At 52.6% G+C, this 14,436-nt stretch carries 13 protein-coding genes and 1 rRNA gene; 1 reads left to right on the top strand and 13 read right to left on the bottom strand.

Annotation, left to right across the window (positions count from 1 at the left end; genetic code table 11):
* Nucleotides 1-62: 62 nt before the first annotated feature.
* Both MKY74_RS07415 and MKY74_RS07410 read right to left on the bottom strand, forming a co-directional pair.
* A 16S ribosomal RNA gene (locus MKY74_RS07415) occupies nucleotides 63-1,615 on the bottom strand.
* A 505-nt stretch (nucleotides 1,616-2,120) separates the two neighbouring features.
* Nucleotides 2,121-2,999: a nucleotidyltransferase-like protein gene (locus MKY74_RS07410; protein ID WP_076176011.1), complete on the bottom strand. Its 879-nt coding sequence runs from the start codon at nucleotides 2,997-2,999 to the stop codon at nucleotides 2,121-2,123.
* 122 nt (nucleotides 3,000-3,121) lie between these two features.
* On the opposite strand from MKY74_RS07410, the gene MKY74_RS07405 reads away from it, so the two are divergent.
* A complete protein-coding gene (locus tag MKY74_RS07405) occupies nucleotides 3,122-3,514 on the top strand; it encodes a DUF2614 family zinc ribbon-containing protein (RefSeq protein ID WP_076176014.1) in 393 nt (130 codons plus the stop codon).
* An 83-nt stretch (nucleotides 3,515-3,597) separates the two neighbouring features.
* Here the strand turns inward: MKY74_RS07405 and MKY74_RS07400 are convergent, their stop codons facing one another.
* From MKY74_RS07400 to MKY74_RS07350, 11 genes are all read right to left on the bottom strand, one after another.
* Nucleotides 3,598-5,310 (bottom strand): glycosyl hydrolase family 18 protein, encoded by a 1,713-nt coding sequence (locus MKY74_RS07400; protein ID WP_076176016.1) that lies wholly within the window; start codon nucleotides 5,308-5,310, stop codon nucleotides 3,598-3,600.
* Nucleotides 5,311-5,432: 122 nt separating this feature from the next.
* Nucleotides 5,433-5,858: a peroxide-responsive transcriptional repressor PerR gene (gene perR / locus MKY74_RS07395; protein WP_076176019.1), complete on the bottom strand. Its 426-nt coding sequence runs from the start codon at nucleotides 5,856-5,858 to the stop codon at nucleotides 5,433-5,435.
* Between the two features lie 123 nt (nucleotides 5,859-5,981).
* Nucleotides 5,982-7,253 (bottom strand): DUF4097 family beta strand repeat-containing protein, encoded by a 1,272-nt coding sequence (locus tag MKY74_RS07390; protein ID WP_076176022.1) that lies wholly within the window; start codon nucleotides 7,251-7,253, stop codon nucleotides 5,982-5,984.
* Nucleotides 7,254-7,315: 62 nt separating this feature from the next.
* The gene (locus tag MKY74_RS07385) at nucleotides 7,316-7,951 is read right to left on the bottom strand and encodes a hypothetical protein (protein WP_076176025.1); all 636 of its coding nucleotides are present in this window, start codon (nucleotides 7,949-7,951) and stop codon (nucleotides 7,316-7,318) included.
* 148 nt (nucleotides 7,952-8,099) lie between these two features.
* A complete protein-coding gene (locus MKY74_RS07380) occupies nucleotides 8,100-8,813 on the bottom strand; it encodes an MgtC/SapB family protein (RefSeq protein WP_076176028.1) in 714 nt (237 codons plus the stop codon).
* A gap of 30 nt (nucleotides 8,814-8,843) precedes the next feature.
* Nucleotides 8,844-9,314 carry a GNAT family N-acetyltransferase gene (locus tag MKY74_RS07375; protein ID WP_076176030.1) on the bottom strand — a complete coding sequence of 157 codons (471 nt, stop codon included), beginning with the start codon at nucleotides 9,312-9,314 and terminating at the stop codon, nucleotides 8,844-8,846.
* A 96-nt stretch (nucleotides 9,315-9,410) separates the two neighbouring features.
* The gene (gene gatB, locus MKY74_RS07370; RefSeq protein WP_076176032.1) at nucleotides 9,411-10,850 is read right to left on the bottom strand and encodes an Asp-tRNA(Asn)/Glu-tRNA(Gln) amidotransferase subunit GatB; all 1,440 of its coding nucleotides are present in this window, start codon (nucleotides 10,848-10,850) and stop codon (nucleotides 9,411-9,413) included.
* Nucleotides 10,851-10,883: 33 nt separating this feature from the next.
* Nucleotides 10,884-12,341, bottom strand: a complete 1,458-nt coding sequence (gene gatA, locus MKY74_RS07365; RefSeq protein WP_076176035.1) for an Asp-tRNA(Asn)/Glu-tRNA(Gln) amidotransferase subunit GatA — start codon at nucleotides 12,339-12,341, stop codon at nucleotides 10,884-10,886.
* A gap of 30 nt (nucleotides 12,342-12,371) precedes the next feature.
* A complete protein-coding gene (gene gatC / locus MKY74_RS07360; protein WP_076176038.1) occupies nucleotides 12,372-12,659 on the bottom strand; it encodes an Asp-tRNA(Asn)/Glu-tRNA(Gln) amidotransferase subunit GatC in 288 nt (95 codons plus the stop codon).
* A gap of 481 nt (nucleotides 12,660-13,140) precedes the next feature.
* Complete coding sequence (locus MKY74_RS07355; protein ID WP_076176040.1) at nucleotides 13,141-13,524, bottom strand: ATPase; 384 nt, start codon at nucleotides 13,522-13,524, stop codon at nucleotides 13,141-13,143.
* A gap of 281 nt (nucleotides 13,525-13,805) precedes the next feature.
* Nucleotides 13,806-14,432, bottom strand: coding sequence for an MBL fold metallo-hydrolase (locus MKY74_RS07350; RefSeq protein ID WP_076176043.1), 627 nt, complete (start codon nucleotides 14,430-14,432; stop codon nucleotides 13,806-13,808).
* Nucleotides 14,433-14,436: the final 4 nt, after the last annotated feature.

Genomic DNA, 14,436 nt, shown 5'->3' with positions numbered 1-14,436 from the left:
ACTAGCCGACCGGCTAGATTTAGTATTTGAATGCTTCCATCGCAGGAAGCGATTCTCCATAGAAAGGAGGTGATCCAGCCGCACCTTCCGATACGGCTACCTTGTTACGACTTCACCCCAATCATCTACCCCACCTTCGGCGGCTGGCTCCTTGCGGTTACCTCACCGACTTCGGGTGTTGTAAACTCTCGTGGTGTGACGGGCGGTGTGTACAAGACCCGGGAACGTATTCACCGCGGCATGCTGATCCGCGATTACTAGCAATTCCGACTTCATGCAGGCGAGTTGCAGCCTGCAATCCGAACTGAGACCAGCTTTGATAGGATTGGCTCCACCTCGCGGCTTCGCTTCCCGTTGTACTGGCCATTGTAGTACGTGTGTAGCCCAGGTCATAAGGGGCATGATGATTTGACGTCATCCCCGCCTTCCTCCGGTTTGTCACCGGCAGTCATTCTAGAGTGCCCACCCGAAGTGCTGGCAACTAAAATCAAGGGTTGCGCTCGTTGCGGGACTTAACCCAACATCTCACGACACGAGCTGACGACAACCATGCACCACCTGTCTCCTCTGTCCCGAAGGAAAGGTCTATCTCTAGACCGGTCAGAGGGATGTCAAGACCTGGTAAGGTTCTTCGCGTTGCTTCGAATTAAACCACATACTCCACTGCTTGTGCGGGTCCCCGTCAATTCCTTTGAGTTTCAGTCTTGCGACCGTACTCCCCAGGCGGAATGCTTAATGTGTTAACTTCGGCACCAAGGGTATCGAAACCCCTAACACCTAGCATTCATCGTTTACGGCGTGGACTACCAGGGTATCTAATCCTGTTTGCTCCCCACGCTTTCGCGCCTCAGCGTCAGTTACAGCCCAGAGAGTCGCCTTCGCCACTGGTGTTCCTCCACATATCTACGCATTTCACCGCTACACGTGGAATTCCACTCTCCTCTTCTGCACTCAAGTCACCCAGTTTCCAGTGCGAACCAAGGTTGAGCCTTGGCCTTAAACACCAGACTTAAATGACCGCCTGCGCGCGCTTTACGCCCAATAATTCCGGACAACGCTTGCCCCCTACGTATTACCGCGGCTGCTGGCACGTAGTTAGCCGGGGCTTTCTTCTCAGGTACCGTCACTCCGATAGCAGTTACTCTATCGGACGTTCTTCCCTGGCAACAGAGCTTTACGATCCGAAAACCTTCATCACTCACGCGGCGTTGCTCCGTCAGGCTTTCGCCCATTGCGGAAGATTCCCTACTGCTGCCTCCCGTAGGAGTCTGGGCCGTGTCTCAGTCCCAGTGTGGCCGTTCACCCTCTCAGGTCGGCTACGCATCGTCGCCTTGGTGAGCCGTTACCTCACCAACTAGCTAATGCGCCGCAGGCCCATCCGCAAGTGACAGATTGCTCCGTCTTTCATCATCCCCTCAGGAGAGGAAATGAGATATCCGGTATTAGCTCACGTTTCCGTGGGTTATCCCGGTCTTGCAGGCAGGTTGCCTACGTGTTACTCACCCGTCCGCCGCTAACCATCAGGAGAGCAAGCTCTCCATCAAGTCCGCTCGACTTGCATGTATTAGGCACGCCGCCAGCGTTCGTCCTGAGCCAGGATCAAACTCTCCAAGAAAGTTTGTGACTCATTTTGAATCTGACGAGATTGATTTAATCTCAATCGCTCCGGTCATAAGACCGTCGCGTTTATACTCACTCGTTGTTCAGTTTTCAAAGATCAAACTTCGTTTCGTTGTCATCGCTGTGTTTCAGCGGCGACTTTTATAATATATCATATTGCCCATCTTTTCGTCAAGTATTTTTTTAATTTCTTTTAAAATCTTGTCGAATTATCAGGTTTCAAGGAAACCGTCATTGAATGGGGCGAGATATAATTTAACACATAAACAATAATGGAGTCAACCACTTTTTGAAATCCGCATGTCTCTTCAAATTTCCCCAATCTTCCCCGAACTATACCCTTAGAGAAGTATTAAACGGATATACACGGTGAATCTGCATTTCCCAAACACTACACAGCTACACGCGATTGTTCACAGTACCTCTTTACCTTTGGAAAACAAAAAAAGAGGGACCCTCCCCTCTCTTCCGAACCTACATATATACAATTGCAAATACAGTCATTCGGCGGAATAGCGAATCCCCTGATTCCCGTAAGTCGCCCCTTCGCTCCAGACCGCCGTTTCACGTACCAGCGACCGGTTGACCAGCGTCCGCAGTACCAGCGGCAGCTTGTTGCTGATCATATCGAGCTCGGGATGATGAGCCAGCTCTTCCACACTCCAGGGCTTCGGCCGGCTTCTCAAAATGTTCAGCAGCAGCACCGTGCACTCGGCCATCTTGGACATGACTGAAAACTCACAGGCAAGCATGACCAGCTCGACGCGCTGAGCGAGCGTTTCCGTACTCTGGGTTAGTTCTTCATACAGTTTATGAATGGCCGTGTTAAGTCCCCGCACCTGCTCCCATACGGCTTTCTCCGGGAGAACCTTCTGCTCGATCAGCTCGATCTTGGCCCAATGCTTCAACGAATTCAGCACACTGTGGTAAGCATCCGTGTAAAAGCCTTCCTGCATATAACGTTTGGCTTCCACGTACATCCATAGAAAATGTGAAAATTCATACAGCATCTTCCGGTCCCTCAGCGGCTGCCTGAATTCAATGAAATCTTGGCGAAGCTGGGCCAGCCGGGCATACGGATCGTGAACGATCTCTCCCTCCATGAAACATTTCACCAGGTCCCCCTTCTCGCCGGCCACCAGCCAACGCCGAAGCGAGCCCAAACTGACATGCAGCACTTGGCAGCGCAGTTCCCCTGCCATCGTATGTTCTACGGTTAACGGTTTATCTTCTTGGTCGCGAACGATTAGTATAATAAGATCAAAGTCATGCAGCAGCGATCCATCAAATTTATGACCCTCTTGGCGAAAAATAATAGTTCCCATGGCATCGACATAAACCGACTCTCCATAAAAAAAGGACAAATTGGACAAATTCACGTCTCCCTCCATGCATTCCTTGGCGAAAGTGAGCCAATTCAGTTATAATATACTTCTACATGTCCATGTCAGTTCCTTCTTTTTGTAAATACAACAAATTTGATGATAGGAGCTAAAGATTCATGATTTTCAATCAAGCGAAAATTAACGCTTTTCGTCTTTGGGGCCTGCTGCTGACGATGCTGGGTATGGGTCTGATGGTTCTGGGGACGGCCGGTATCGTATTTTGGGGACATGCCGGTAAGGTGTTCGCAGCCATCGGTCTTGTGATTGGCCTGATTTCCATGATGGGCAGCCTCGGAATATATTTCTGGGCCGGCATGCTGTCGACCAGCGCGCTGCAGCTCGAATGTCCGGAATGTCACAAATTGACCAAAATGCTCGGAAAAACCGACCGCTGCATGTTCTGCCGCACGATCCTGACGCTGGATCCCAACCAGGCGAATATTACTCCCGAAGAGCTGCAAGCCGCTCAGCAAGGCCAGGGAGCCCAAGCAACGCCGCATCATCATTAAATACAAAAAAACCGGTACGACCTGATCACAGGCTGTACCGGTTTTTTATTACATAAAGTATAAGTGCTGATTCAATAAGGTAATTACTGCTGTATTCCTTTTAACACTTTCCAGGCATCCTCCGTCCCGAAGCTTCGCGTCCATGCCGCAACGCCGCCCAATTTGAGCGACTTGGCCAAGTCCACTCTCGCCTGCAGGGATACCGCGTCTTCAATCCATATTTTTTTCAGGACTCCGTCTTCCTTATACTCCACATAATGCTGCTTCACGTCTTCCAGATACTTCGGCTTCAGTTTCTTTTCGGCCAAAATATCTTTGACGGTCTTCATGCCGACCGCTTTGGAGGACACTTCGACTTTCCCGTTCTTGCTCGCTTCCGACCAGATCCGCGTATACAGCGGCACGGCCAGTATCAACTTCTGCGGCGGCACGTCGTCCTCATCCAGGATCTTTCGCGCAGCCGCTTCCGCCCAAGGGAGGGAAGAAACCGAGCCGGCTTCCGGACTTGATGCCCAATGCTCATCGTAAGCCATCAGCATAATAAAATCCGCGGCTTCGCTCAGTGCACTGCGGTCCAGAAATTTAGACCACAGCTCGCTGCTTGATTTCGGCGTGACGTCAACCGATAAGATCAGTCCTCGATCCTGTGCCAGCGGCTTCAATTCACGCACAAACTGCGTAATATTGGGTCCGTCCTTCGTTTTTACATTTTCAAAATCGATGTTGATCCCGTCCAGATGATACATCTGCGCCAGCTCCAGCAGCTGGCTGATCGTATTCAGCCGCGTTTCGTAGGTGGCCATCGCGCTCGTAGTTATGTCCGCATCGAAGCTGTTATTGATCAGCCCCCATACCTCCATCTTGCGGGCGTGGGCTTTATTCACATAGGCCATATCCGCATTGCTGCGCACGTTGCCTTTGCCGTCGATAATGCTGAACCAGGTCGGGCTGACGACGTTGACACCGTCCAGTCCGTCCAACACGGCCGGATCGGGTTTGTTCTGGTAGACTGCTTCCCACGCCAGGTTGACGGGTTTGCCTTTCCAGCTGCGCTCCGCCCGGGTTGGCGGGATAGGCGGAATTTCGATCGTCTTTGTGTCCCCAAGTGAGACTTCATCCTTGCGGACATACCCGCTGTAGCCGTTATCCATCTGGGCGAAATACCAGGATCCCTTCGAATCCCAAATCCGCAGAGGGGTACCACCCTTCATGTCAGCCAGAATCGGCGAATGGATGGAATCCCCCTTTCGGAGCTTCACCTTATCGTCAGGCTGGCCTTTGGCCGTCCCCATCTGTATGGTATCCCCGGCTTTCATCAAAATGACGGCACCCGTAGCGGCATCCTCATGGATGTTAACCCCGTACAGTTCCTTAAGCGGCTGAATCGGCATGTACGGCACGCCGTCCTTTTCCTCCGGAGCAAACCGGAGCTCAACCGGCTTGTTGTTCAGCTGCGCTTTTTTCTGTCCTGTCTGCAGCCGCATGACCCGCACCGGCGTCGTCAAAATGATGGACTGGGTCCCTGATTCATATCGAATCGTCGGATCCACCACCTTCTGCAGTACCGGCAGCGGAAGCATCAGCTGTTCTCCGGCTCCTTCGGCTGGTTCTGCCTGAAGCTTCCCTTCCACGAAAATAGGCTTGTCCATGCCGCGCCAATCCGGTTTTTCATGCAAAGGATTCGGTAGAATTTCGGTCACTGTCAGATAGGCCCCGGCAATGATCAGGCACAAGCCCAGGAATATCGTAAAGCGCCTCCCCGCTGAGGGGCGACGTCTGCGTCTTCTTCTGTTCACTCGCTAATCCTCCGTCATTTTATTCAAATTATGCCTTCCGGTAGGTTCCGGATGATCGGAAAGTGCTGCCTGAAAAACAAAAACGTGAAGAATCCTTTGCAGGAGTCCGCACGTTTCAAAAATCATTGTTCTTTGCAAGAACTGCATATCCCATAAAGCTCCATCCTCAAGTCCTTGACCTTGAATCCAGTGCTCTGTTCCGCTGTATGCTCCACATCCTTCAGGGAAGGATACATGAAATCTTCAATTTTGCCGCATTTCTCGCAGATCACGTGGAAGTGATCCGACACGTTGGCATCAAAGCGGCTCGAATTATCTCCATAGGTCAGCTCATGGACCATTCCCGCTTCCATAAACATCTTCAAATTGTTATATACGGTCGCGACGCTCATGCTCGGAAACTTGGGCTCGAGTGCGCGGTATATCTCATCCGCCGTCGGATGGTTCATGGACTCCATCAAATAGGCCAAAATCGCATGACGTTGGGGCGTAATCCGAACACCTGTTGCCTTCAGTTGTTCTAGTGCATGTTGGACTCGCGTAGACATGATTCCCACCGCCTTTAATGTTTTAACATAGTCGTTAATAACTTTATTGTACGTTTATCTTTTGAGCTTTGTCAACGGACCCCGCCCCACAGAAGCCGTTAAAGCTTCCATGTTCATCCTTTTCTAATATTTATTCACATTTAGTTCGCTGTTGCCTTCGACATGGATCGTATAATCACCGGTGCCGATTTCGCCGGTAATGCTCTTCTTGTCCACGACAAACTCGGGGAACATATTATGAATATCGCCATAGCTGATCGTTCCATCAATAGCGTAGTTGCCTTCCCCTGGCAGATCAAGGATAAGCTCCCCGACAGCGCTGTAGATGTCCCAGTTTCCGCCGACGGAGCTCGATCTTGCCGTAATATCGCCGTTGAGCGACTCTGCCGTCAAATCCGATTTGATGTCATCCACATAAATGTTGCCGTTCTTGGTGCTTACATTGATTTTTCCCTGGGCCCGAATGACCGACAGATTCCCGACCTGGGATGTCAGCGCAACAGAATCGGAAACATCGATCGCCTCCATATTCCCCCGGTTGGTCGTGAGATCAACCGAGCCGGTAACGTTCGCGGCCTGAACACCCCCGTTCAGCGTTTTTCCTTTAACCTGCCCAAGAATATGGTTCAGCTTAAGTTCGCCATTTGCACTTTCCAGCGTAATTTGCTCAATGGCCTCAACATTATTCAAGGTAATACCGCCGTTCATCGTCCGGATTGAAAAATTAAAGCGGCGGTCTTCCGGCAGCGTAATGGTCAGGTTCATCCGCGGCTGCCTTTTGCCGGATTGCCCGTAAGCCTTGCCTTTGGTTTGAATCGTAACGGTGGTTCCGTCGCTGACGTCGACCGTGGATTCCTGCCCGATCACATCCGCTTCCGGCCCCGTAATCTGATCCACCCACATCTCGGTGTCTACCCGAATGTCGTCCACAGGTCCCCGCTGCAGCAAAATATCGCCATTAATATTGTCAACATTCACTGCTTGGGTCTCGAAGGCGACAGGAATCGAAATCGGGTCCTTATCAAACCGCTTACCCTTAGCCTCACTGTAGTCCACACCAGCCGCCGTCAAATTCAGACTGACCTTATTCCACAAGTGAAGGTAGTGGTCTTGTTCGGTGACGACAAAGACGGAAGCCGACAGCAGTACGGCCACCAGCACTCCGCGGATATCCAGCCGGAAACGCCCCCAGCCGGGTGTTCGCGATTTCCGCATAAACCAGTACAGCACAATATATTCAGCACCCCACAGGACGGCCAGCAGCGGCCACCATTTTAGCAGGAGCAGCATGTATTCGGTCCCTTGAACCGCATCCGTCAACAGCAGTGCACCGGTCACAACCAGCAGCAGCACGGCAGTAAAACGCCCCACCCGCAATTTGGGTTTTCGGTTCACGTTGTCGATCACCTCTTTCCACGCTGCAGCACGGCCATAAAATCAGGCTATGGTGCAGCGGTTCATCTTCCACGTCTTTGGTTTAAAAACAGGAGCGTCTCCCGAAGCCCGAAAAACAAACCAAGGACGATCAAAACGACCGCAGCCGCGGTTTGTCCGTACTGTTCAATAAACATGCCAAGCCATTTGGGCTTCTGATAAAAGGCGATCATCAGCAGCCCGCCAGCAACCAGATATACGCCGAAAGCGATGCTGCGTTCCAAGGCAAAGGGATGCGCCCGTTCCGTCTCCTCTTCATCCGGCAGCTCAAGCCCAGCCCTTCTCCGGTGATAAATCACATAATCCGCGGCTTGAAGCACATCATAAACGCTATAAAAATAAGCGACAGGAAATAAAAGCGCGAGCAAAATAAGCAATGGCACGTTGATCTGGATGCCGATGGAAGAAAAATAGAGCAGCGCCGACGCATCCAGCATCAGCGCGAATATAAGAGAAATCCCTTTACGGTACAATCCCAGATAAATATGGCCGAGTCCCGGACAAATCGCTGCAAGAAGCCCTGCGGTAAATTTGCGCTTGCGGGAATACAGCCGGCGCTTGCGGACTCCCCGCTCCGCCTTGGAATAAATGCGTAACCGCCGTTTACCTTTCTGCGGTTCGTCCGCTGACTTTGTTGAGTGACGTCCGGCAGAATGCATGCTTGCAGCTCCTTTCTTTAAATGGTTTGGCCGAGTCCTTTTTCCTGATAGTACCCTATTCTGTCCCCTAATTAACAGGTCAATATCTGGATTATCCGGCCTGTCAAAGCAAAAACCCCCGGTCACCCGGGAGCTTTCGGCGTTTTTGTCAGTCTAGGGACACCAGTGTAATTCCTTCCAGCTTCCGGATTTGCGAAGCCAGCTGCAGCGGATCAAAGGAATGCTTGATCAGGACGTGCATCGAGATCTCAAGCGTGGTGGAGGGAGGCTCCAGCTCAAAGGGCGCGGCTGCACTCCGTTCATTGATAATCAATTTTTTCACGGCGATACCTTCCGCCTGCACCAATTCCGAGATCGATTCAAGCAGCCCCGGAACCGAAACGGCGTGGAACGTGAACAGGTGGAGCTTGCTCCCTTTGATATAACGCTGCTCCAGCTTATTAAATACCACGAGCGTCAGTAATATAAGCAGCGTTGCAGCGACGGACGCGAAATAAAATCCGGCGCCGACAGACAAGCCGACCGCAGCGACGACCCATACCGAAGCCGCCGTCGTTAAACCGGTAATGGATTTACCGGTAAACAGAATCGTTCCGGCTCCCAGGAATCCGATCCCCGTAATGACGGCCGATGCCAAACGGGCAGGGTCGATCCGGATGTTCACCTCGTGAACGAATTCGGAGAAGCCGTAAATAGACAGCATAATTATTAACGCCGATCCCATGCACACTAAAATATGAGTTCGGAGTCCAGCCGCATGGTTGGACCGCTCCCGCTCCAGACCGACCAATCCGCCGAGCAGCATAGACAGCAGCAAACGCAGCAAAATATGCACATTATCGATATACCATGGATCCTGCAAGGGTCAACCTCTCCCATTCTGCTGAGGTATTTAGTGTGACGATTCGGACGCTCTGTGAAAGGTCGTCAGTTCCACGCCCGGGGCTACCTCGTACCGGTCAAAAGGAACAAAGCCGTATTTGGTGTACAGCGCCACAGCCGGCGTGTTTTTGGTTCCCGTGGACACGATGAACAAGGGAACATCCGGATGAAGATCCAGCACGTGCTGAATCAGGCTGCCCGCAATCCCCTTGCGGAAATGATCGGGATGAACCATCATCCGGCTGATCGTAATCGTATCCGGCGCTTCCTGCTCCGTTGCTACCGCTCCGATAAGTTCTCCGTCCTCATTTAAACATCCGTAAAAATCCTCTTTACACTTGCGTATCGTTTCATGAGTGTCCATCAGCGGGGGAATATCGCGGAACCCGATCCGCTCCGCCTCCAGCCGGTAAGCCATATGCTGCAGACGCCAGATCTGATCGACCATGTCCTCGTCATCCAGAAACAGTCTGTTTATCATATTCGGAACCACCTCGAGCGCATGCGCGAAAATGAAAATGAATGCTAAATCAAAGGGGCTTGTCACACGGACAAGCCCCAAGGGAAGCTCAAGCTTTTATTGGCTCAATATTTCGGCCAGCAGCTTGTTGACAAGCGCAGGGTTAGCTTTGCCCTTGCTCTCCTTCATGACCTGGCCGACCAGGAAGCCGATCGCTTTCTGCTTGCCCGCCTTGAAGTCCTCGACGGATTGCGGATTTGCCGCGACAACCTGCTCGACGATCGTTTTGATCGCGCCTTCGTCGCTGATCTGCACAAGTCCTTTTTCCTCGACGATCTGCTGTGGCAGCTTGCCGGATTCGAGCATTTCCTTGAATACCGTTTTGGCGATTTTGCTGCTGATCGTGCCCTTCTCGATCAATCCGATCATTTCACCGAGACCACGGCCGGTAATTTTGAGGGCCGGCAGCTCCAGGCCGGTACTGTTCAAGTATCCGAGGAGGTCGCCCATAATCCAGTTGGAAACCGCTTTGGCATCCTTTGTATAGTTCAGGCTGTCCTCGAAAAAGTCCGCCAGCGGCTTCGAAGATGTAATGACGCCCGCATCATAGCTCGGGAGGCCGTATTCGGAAGTATAGCGCGCCTGCCGGGCATCCGGAAGCTCGGGAATTGTCGCGCGGATGCGCTCCTTCCAGGCTTCATCGATATGAAGTCTGACGAGGTCGGGATCCGGGAAATAGCGGTAGTCATGCGCTTCTTCCTTGCTGCGCATCGACAGCGTCTTGCCGGCGGCCTCGTCCCAGCGGCGTGTCTCCTGCACAACTTTGCCGCCGTCGTCCAAAATTTCCGCCTGGCGGTACTCCTCGTACTCCAGGCCCCGCTGAACGCCGCGGAAGGAGTTCATGTTCTTCAGCTCGGCGCGGGTGCCGAATTCCTTTTGCCCCACCGGACGGATACTGATATTCGCGTCGCAGCGCATGGAGCCTTCCTCCATCTTCACGTCGGAAACCTCGCAGTACTGCATAATCGCGCGGAGCTTCTCCAGGTAGGCTCTCGCCTCTTCCGGCGACGAAATGTCAGGTTCGGACACGATTTCGACAAGCGGCGTTCCAACGCGGTTAAAGTCGACCAGTGACGCAAATCCTCCGTCGACGTGCGTCAGCTTGCCCGCATCTTCTTCCAGGTGCAGGCGGGTAATGCCGATCCGTTTGGTCCGGCCGTCGACTTCGATGTCGATCCAGCCGTTCTCGCCGATCGGCTGGTCGTACTGGGAAATTTGATAAGCCTTGGGCGAATCGGGATAGAAGTAGTTTTTACGGTCGAATTTGCTCACATCGGCGATCGTACAGTTCAGCGCCATGGCTGCTTTCATCGCGTAGTCGACAGCCTGACGGTTCAGAACTGGCAGTACGCCGGGATGTCCGAGGCAAATCGGGCACGTATGCGTGTTGGGCGGCGCGCCGAATTCGGTGGAGCAGCCGCAGAAAATTTTCGACTTGGTATGCAGTTCGACATGGACTTCAAGTCCAATGACTGTTTCGTATTTGGTTGATGACATATTGTTCTTGCTCCCTCCTGGTCCCGCCTGAGATTACAGCTTCGGCTGCAGCTTATGATGTTCGGTGTTCTGCTCGTACGCGTGGGCGACGCGCAGTACCGTCGATTCGTCAAAGGCTTTGCCGATGATCTGCAGGCCGACCGGCAGCCCGTCCGCCAGTCCGCAAGGAACGCTGATCGCGGGGACGCCGGCGAGGCTGACCGGAATGGTCAAAATATCGTTCAAATACATCGTCAGCGGATCATCCACCTGGGACCCCAGCTTGAACGCGGTCGTCGGTGCGGTTGGCCCGATAATAATGTCGTAGTTCTCAAAGACGTTGTCGAAGTCCTGCTTAATAAGCGTACGGGCTTTTTGAGCCTTCAAGTAATAGGCATCATAGTAACCCGAGCTCAGCGCGTAGGTGCCGAGCATAATCCGGCGCTTGACTTCCGGACCGAAGCCTTTGCTTCTCGATTCGTGGTACAAATCGATCAGGCTGCCCGCATGGTCGGCACGGGTGCCGTAGCGGACGCCGTCGAAACGCGCGAGGTTGGAAGACGCCTCCGACGAGGCGAGAAGATAATACGTTGCAACCGCGTATTCGGTATGCGGCAGGGACACTTCTTCCCACACGGCTCCAAGATCTTCCAGAACCTTCAAGGCGGCCAGAATTTTCTCTCTCACGGCCGGGTCGACCCCTTCGCCCATATACTCCTTCGGCACCGCGATGCGCAGGCCGCGGACATCGCCGGTCAATGCGCTCAGATAGTCCGGAATATCGACATTTGCTGATGTCGAATCCATATGGTCGTGGCCGGCAATGGCCTGGAGGACGTAAGCGGAGTCCTCCACGTTCTTGGTCAGCGGGCCGATCTGGTCCAGCGAGGACGCGAAAGCCACGAGCCCGAAGCGGGAAACAAGGCCGTAAGTCGGCTTCAATCCGACTACGCCGCAGTAGGACGCAGGCTGGCGGATCGATCCTCCGGTGTCCGATCCGAGCGCAAAATAAGCTTCGCCAGCGGCCACCGCCGCGGCCGAGCCGCCGCTGGAGCCGCCAGGCACGCGGTCCAGGTTCCACGGATTGCGGACCGGCCGGAAGCTGGAATTTTCGTTCGAGCCGCCCATGGCGAACTCGTCCATATTCAGCTTGCCCAGCGTAACCGCATCCGCCTCACGCAGCTTGCGCGTCACGGTTGCGTCATAGACCGGGTTAAAATTCGCCAGGAACTGGCTCGCACAAGTCGTGCGCAGGCCTTCCGTCACGATATTGTCCTTAATTCCGGCAGGCAGGCCGAAGAGCAGGCCGCGCGGCTGACCGGACGCCAGTTTGTCGTCGAGACGGCGGGCTGTGTTCCGTGCCTCCTCCTCATTCAACGTCAAAAAAGCCCCGATGCGTTCGTCCCGCTCGGCGATGACCTGAAATGACTGGTCAACAAGCTCCTGCACGGACAGCTCCTTGGCATGCAGCTTGTTATGTAATTCTTGCAATGTATGGTTAAACAGGCTCAAATGAATACTCCTCCCTTCAATGATTAGCCGCTAATCCAAGACAGCCGGCACTTTAAATTGTCCGTCTTCCTCTTCAGGCGCGTTGGCCATAACTTTCTCGATCGGCAGACTGTCTTTCGCTTCATCCTCGCGCATCACATTGCTGAGATGCAGCACATGCGTCGTCGGCTCCACACCGTCGGTATCGAGTTCATTCAATTTCTCGGCATATTGTAAAATGGCGTTCAGCTGCTCGGTCAGCATTTGCTCTTCTTCGGGTGTGAAATTGAGCCGGGCCAACTTGGCCACATGCTGAACGTCTTGATTGGTAATACTCATCAGCGGTTCCTCCTTGTTCCTTCTTATCTAAGCATCCCTGCGGCATTCCATCCGGATCCGATTCAGCGAAGCAGCTTGTCCTGAAGCAGCCCGGAATTCGCGGCTCCATAGCCGCAAAAACGCATGGATATGCCCTTGCAGACTGCTGGTGTTTAAAGGATTAAAGCCTCAGGATAACGTTTCTAATTATATTGTAGAACCGGGGAAGATTCAATGCACCCGGTCAAATTGAAACGCACCGATATGTTGCCGGCCGGCGCCTTATATCATTCCTTGGCTGAAGCCCCTGCCGATATACCTTTCAATTCAATGTCTATCGACATACATTCTAATTTGAAAGACCGCATGAAACAGAAGTTTCCTTGCGGGATAAGGATGTCGCATTTCTGAAGTTAGAAGCTGAAATGGATGATGGGGACAGCTTTCGGCTTAGCTATATATCTTAAAACGCAAAAAAGAGCCGGCTAATAAGCCGACTCCTCTAAATCCAGGCGCGGAGATTTACCTGTTTGATAAATTCCGCCTGGGAGAGCACTTCAGGCGCAGTCTCTTCTTCCTTCTCATCCTGCTCAAGCTCGCCGTTCATAATCTGATGAAACAGCTTCTCGTTATATGTCGCAAGGGCGTAATCGATCAGCGCTTCCCGCGTGGTCATCTCAACTTCATGCTGTATGAGCAACTCTTCTGGCTCAACATCACTCGATGGCACGAAAAAGTTACGATTAATCTTCGGTACCCGAATTACGTAATCAAAAGCATTATCCGGGTTCCGGTCATAGGCAATCAGATAACCGTATTCCCCAATAGGAAGGTTCTGCTCAAAGGCGTCCGCGACGATTACAATTTTCTCCCCTAATTGCAGCATCGTCTACCTCCTAGATGTATGTCTTTCATTTGTCTGTATAGTCTACTAGAAAAACATAGACATGTAAAGCTGAAGAAAAAATATATATGGAGAAAAATAAAGTGAGATTAAATCTCCCAAAAATAAAAGAACGCAAACCGGGATCGGGCCACAGCTTGCGTGCTTCGCGAAAGTAACAAGGTTCATCAAATTAATCACATTGTATCAATCTTGTAACCGCTTGTCCAGACAAATTTGCTCAGAAATTGTCGGAAATGCTGACTCCCTATCGAAATCTATCCTTAACGGACATAGGGATTGTTCGCCCGCTCATAACCAATCGAGGTTTTAGGGCCATGGCCGGGATACACCTTCACGTCGTCCGGGAACGAGAACAGCGTATTTTGGATGGAGTCAAGCAGGTCCCTTTCTCTTCCCCCGTACAAATCGGTTCGTCCAACGCCAAGCTTGAACAGGACGTCGCCGGAAAAAAGGTCGTTTCCGCAGAGGAAGCTGACGCTTCCAGGCGAATGTCCAGGCGTATGGTAGACGGTAAACGTGCGGCCGATCAGCTGCAGCTGCTGACCTTCATCCAGGCTGTATTCCGCGGGATCGGTCGCCAGCGGCGGAGTTACCTGCGGCCAGTTCTGCGAACCGTTCATCTTCGGGTTCACCAGCCATTCGCTTTCCAGGTCATGAAGGTATACCGGCGCCTTGGTCAGCTTGCGTACTTCGTCGACGCCGCCCATATGGTCGAAATGGGCATGGGTCAGCAGAATGGCTTCGATCTCGAGACCCTCAATGTGCCGGATCAGCGGAGCGGGATTCATGCCGGGATCAATGATGATCGCGCGGCCGGGATCGTCGCCGGTCAGGACATAACAATTGGTTTCCAGCGGCCCGAGGCTAAAGGATCGGATGTTCAGCATGGCC

The sequence above is a fragment of the Paenibacillus sp. FSL R5-0378 genome, assembly GCF_038009285.1.
Lineage (GTDB): Bacteria > Bacillota > Bacilli > Paenibacillales > Paenibacillaceae > Paenibacillus_AQ > Paenibacillus_AQ favisporus.
This window is presented reverse-complemented; position numbering and strand designations above follow the sequence as displayed.

Bases quoted from the DNA above. Each gene is read 5' to 3' on its own strand.
- MKY74_RS07405 (WP_076176014.1), top strand. From the start codon at position 3,122: ATGATTTTCAATCAAGCGAAAATTAACGCTTTTCGTCTTTGGGGCCTG.
- perR (WP_076176019.1), bottom strand. From the start codon at position 5,858: ATGTCTACGCGAGTCCAACATGCACTAGAACAACTGAAGGCAACAGGT.
- MKY74_RS07385 (WP_076176025.1), bottom strand. From the start codon at position 7,951: ATGCATTCTGCCGGACGTCACTCAACAAAGTCAGCGGACGAACCGCAG.
- MKY74_RS07375 (WP_076176030.1), bottom strand. From the start codon at position 9,314: ATGATAAACAGACTGTTTCTGGATGACGAGGACATGGTCGATCAGATC.
- gatB (WP_076176032.1), bottom strand. From the start codon at position 10,850: ATGTCATCAACCAAATACGAAACAGTCATTGGACTTGAAGTCCATGTC.
- gatC (WP_076176038.1), bottom strand. From the start codon at position 12,659: ATGAGTATTACCAATCAAGACGTTCAGCATGTGGCCAAGTTGGCCCGG.
- MKY74_RS07355 (WP_076176040.1), bottom strand. From the start codon at position 13,524: ATGCTGCAATTAGGGGAGAAAATTGTAATCGTCGCGGACGCCTTTGAG.
- MKY74_RS07350 (WP_076176043.1), bottom strand. From the start codon at position 14,432: ATGCTGAACATCCGATCCTTTAGCCTCGGGCCGCTGGAAACCAATTGT.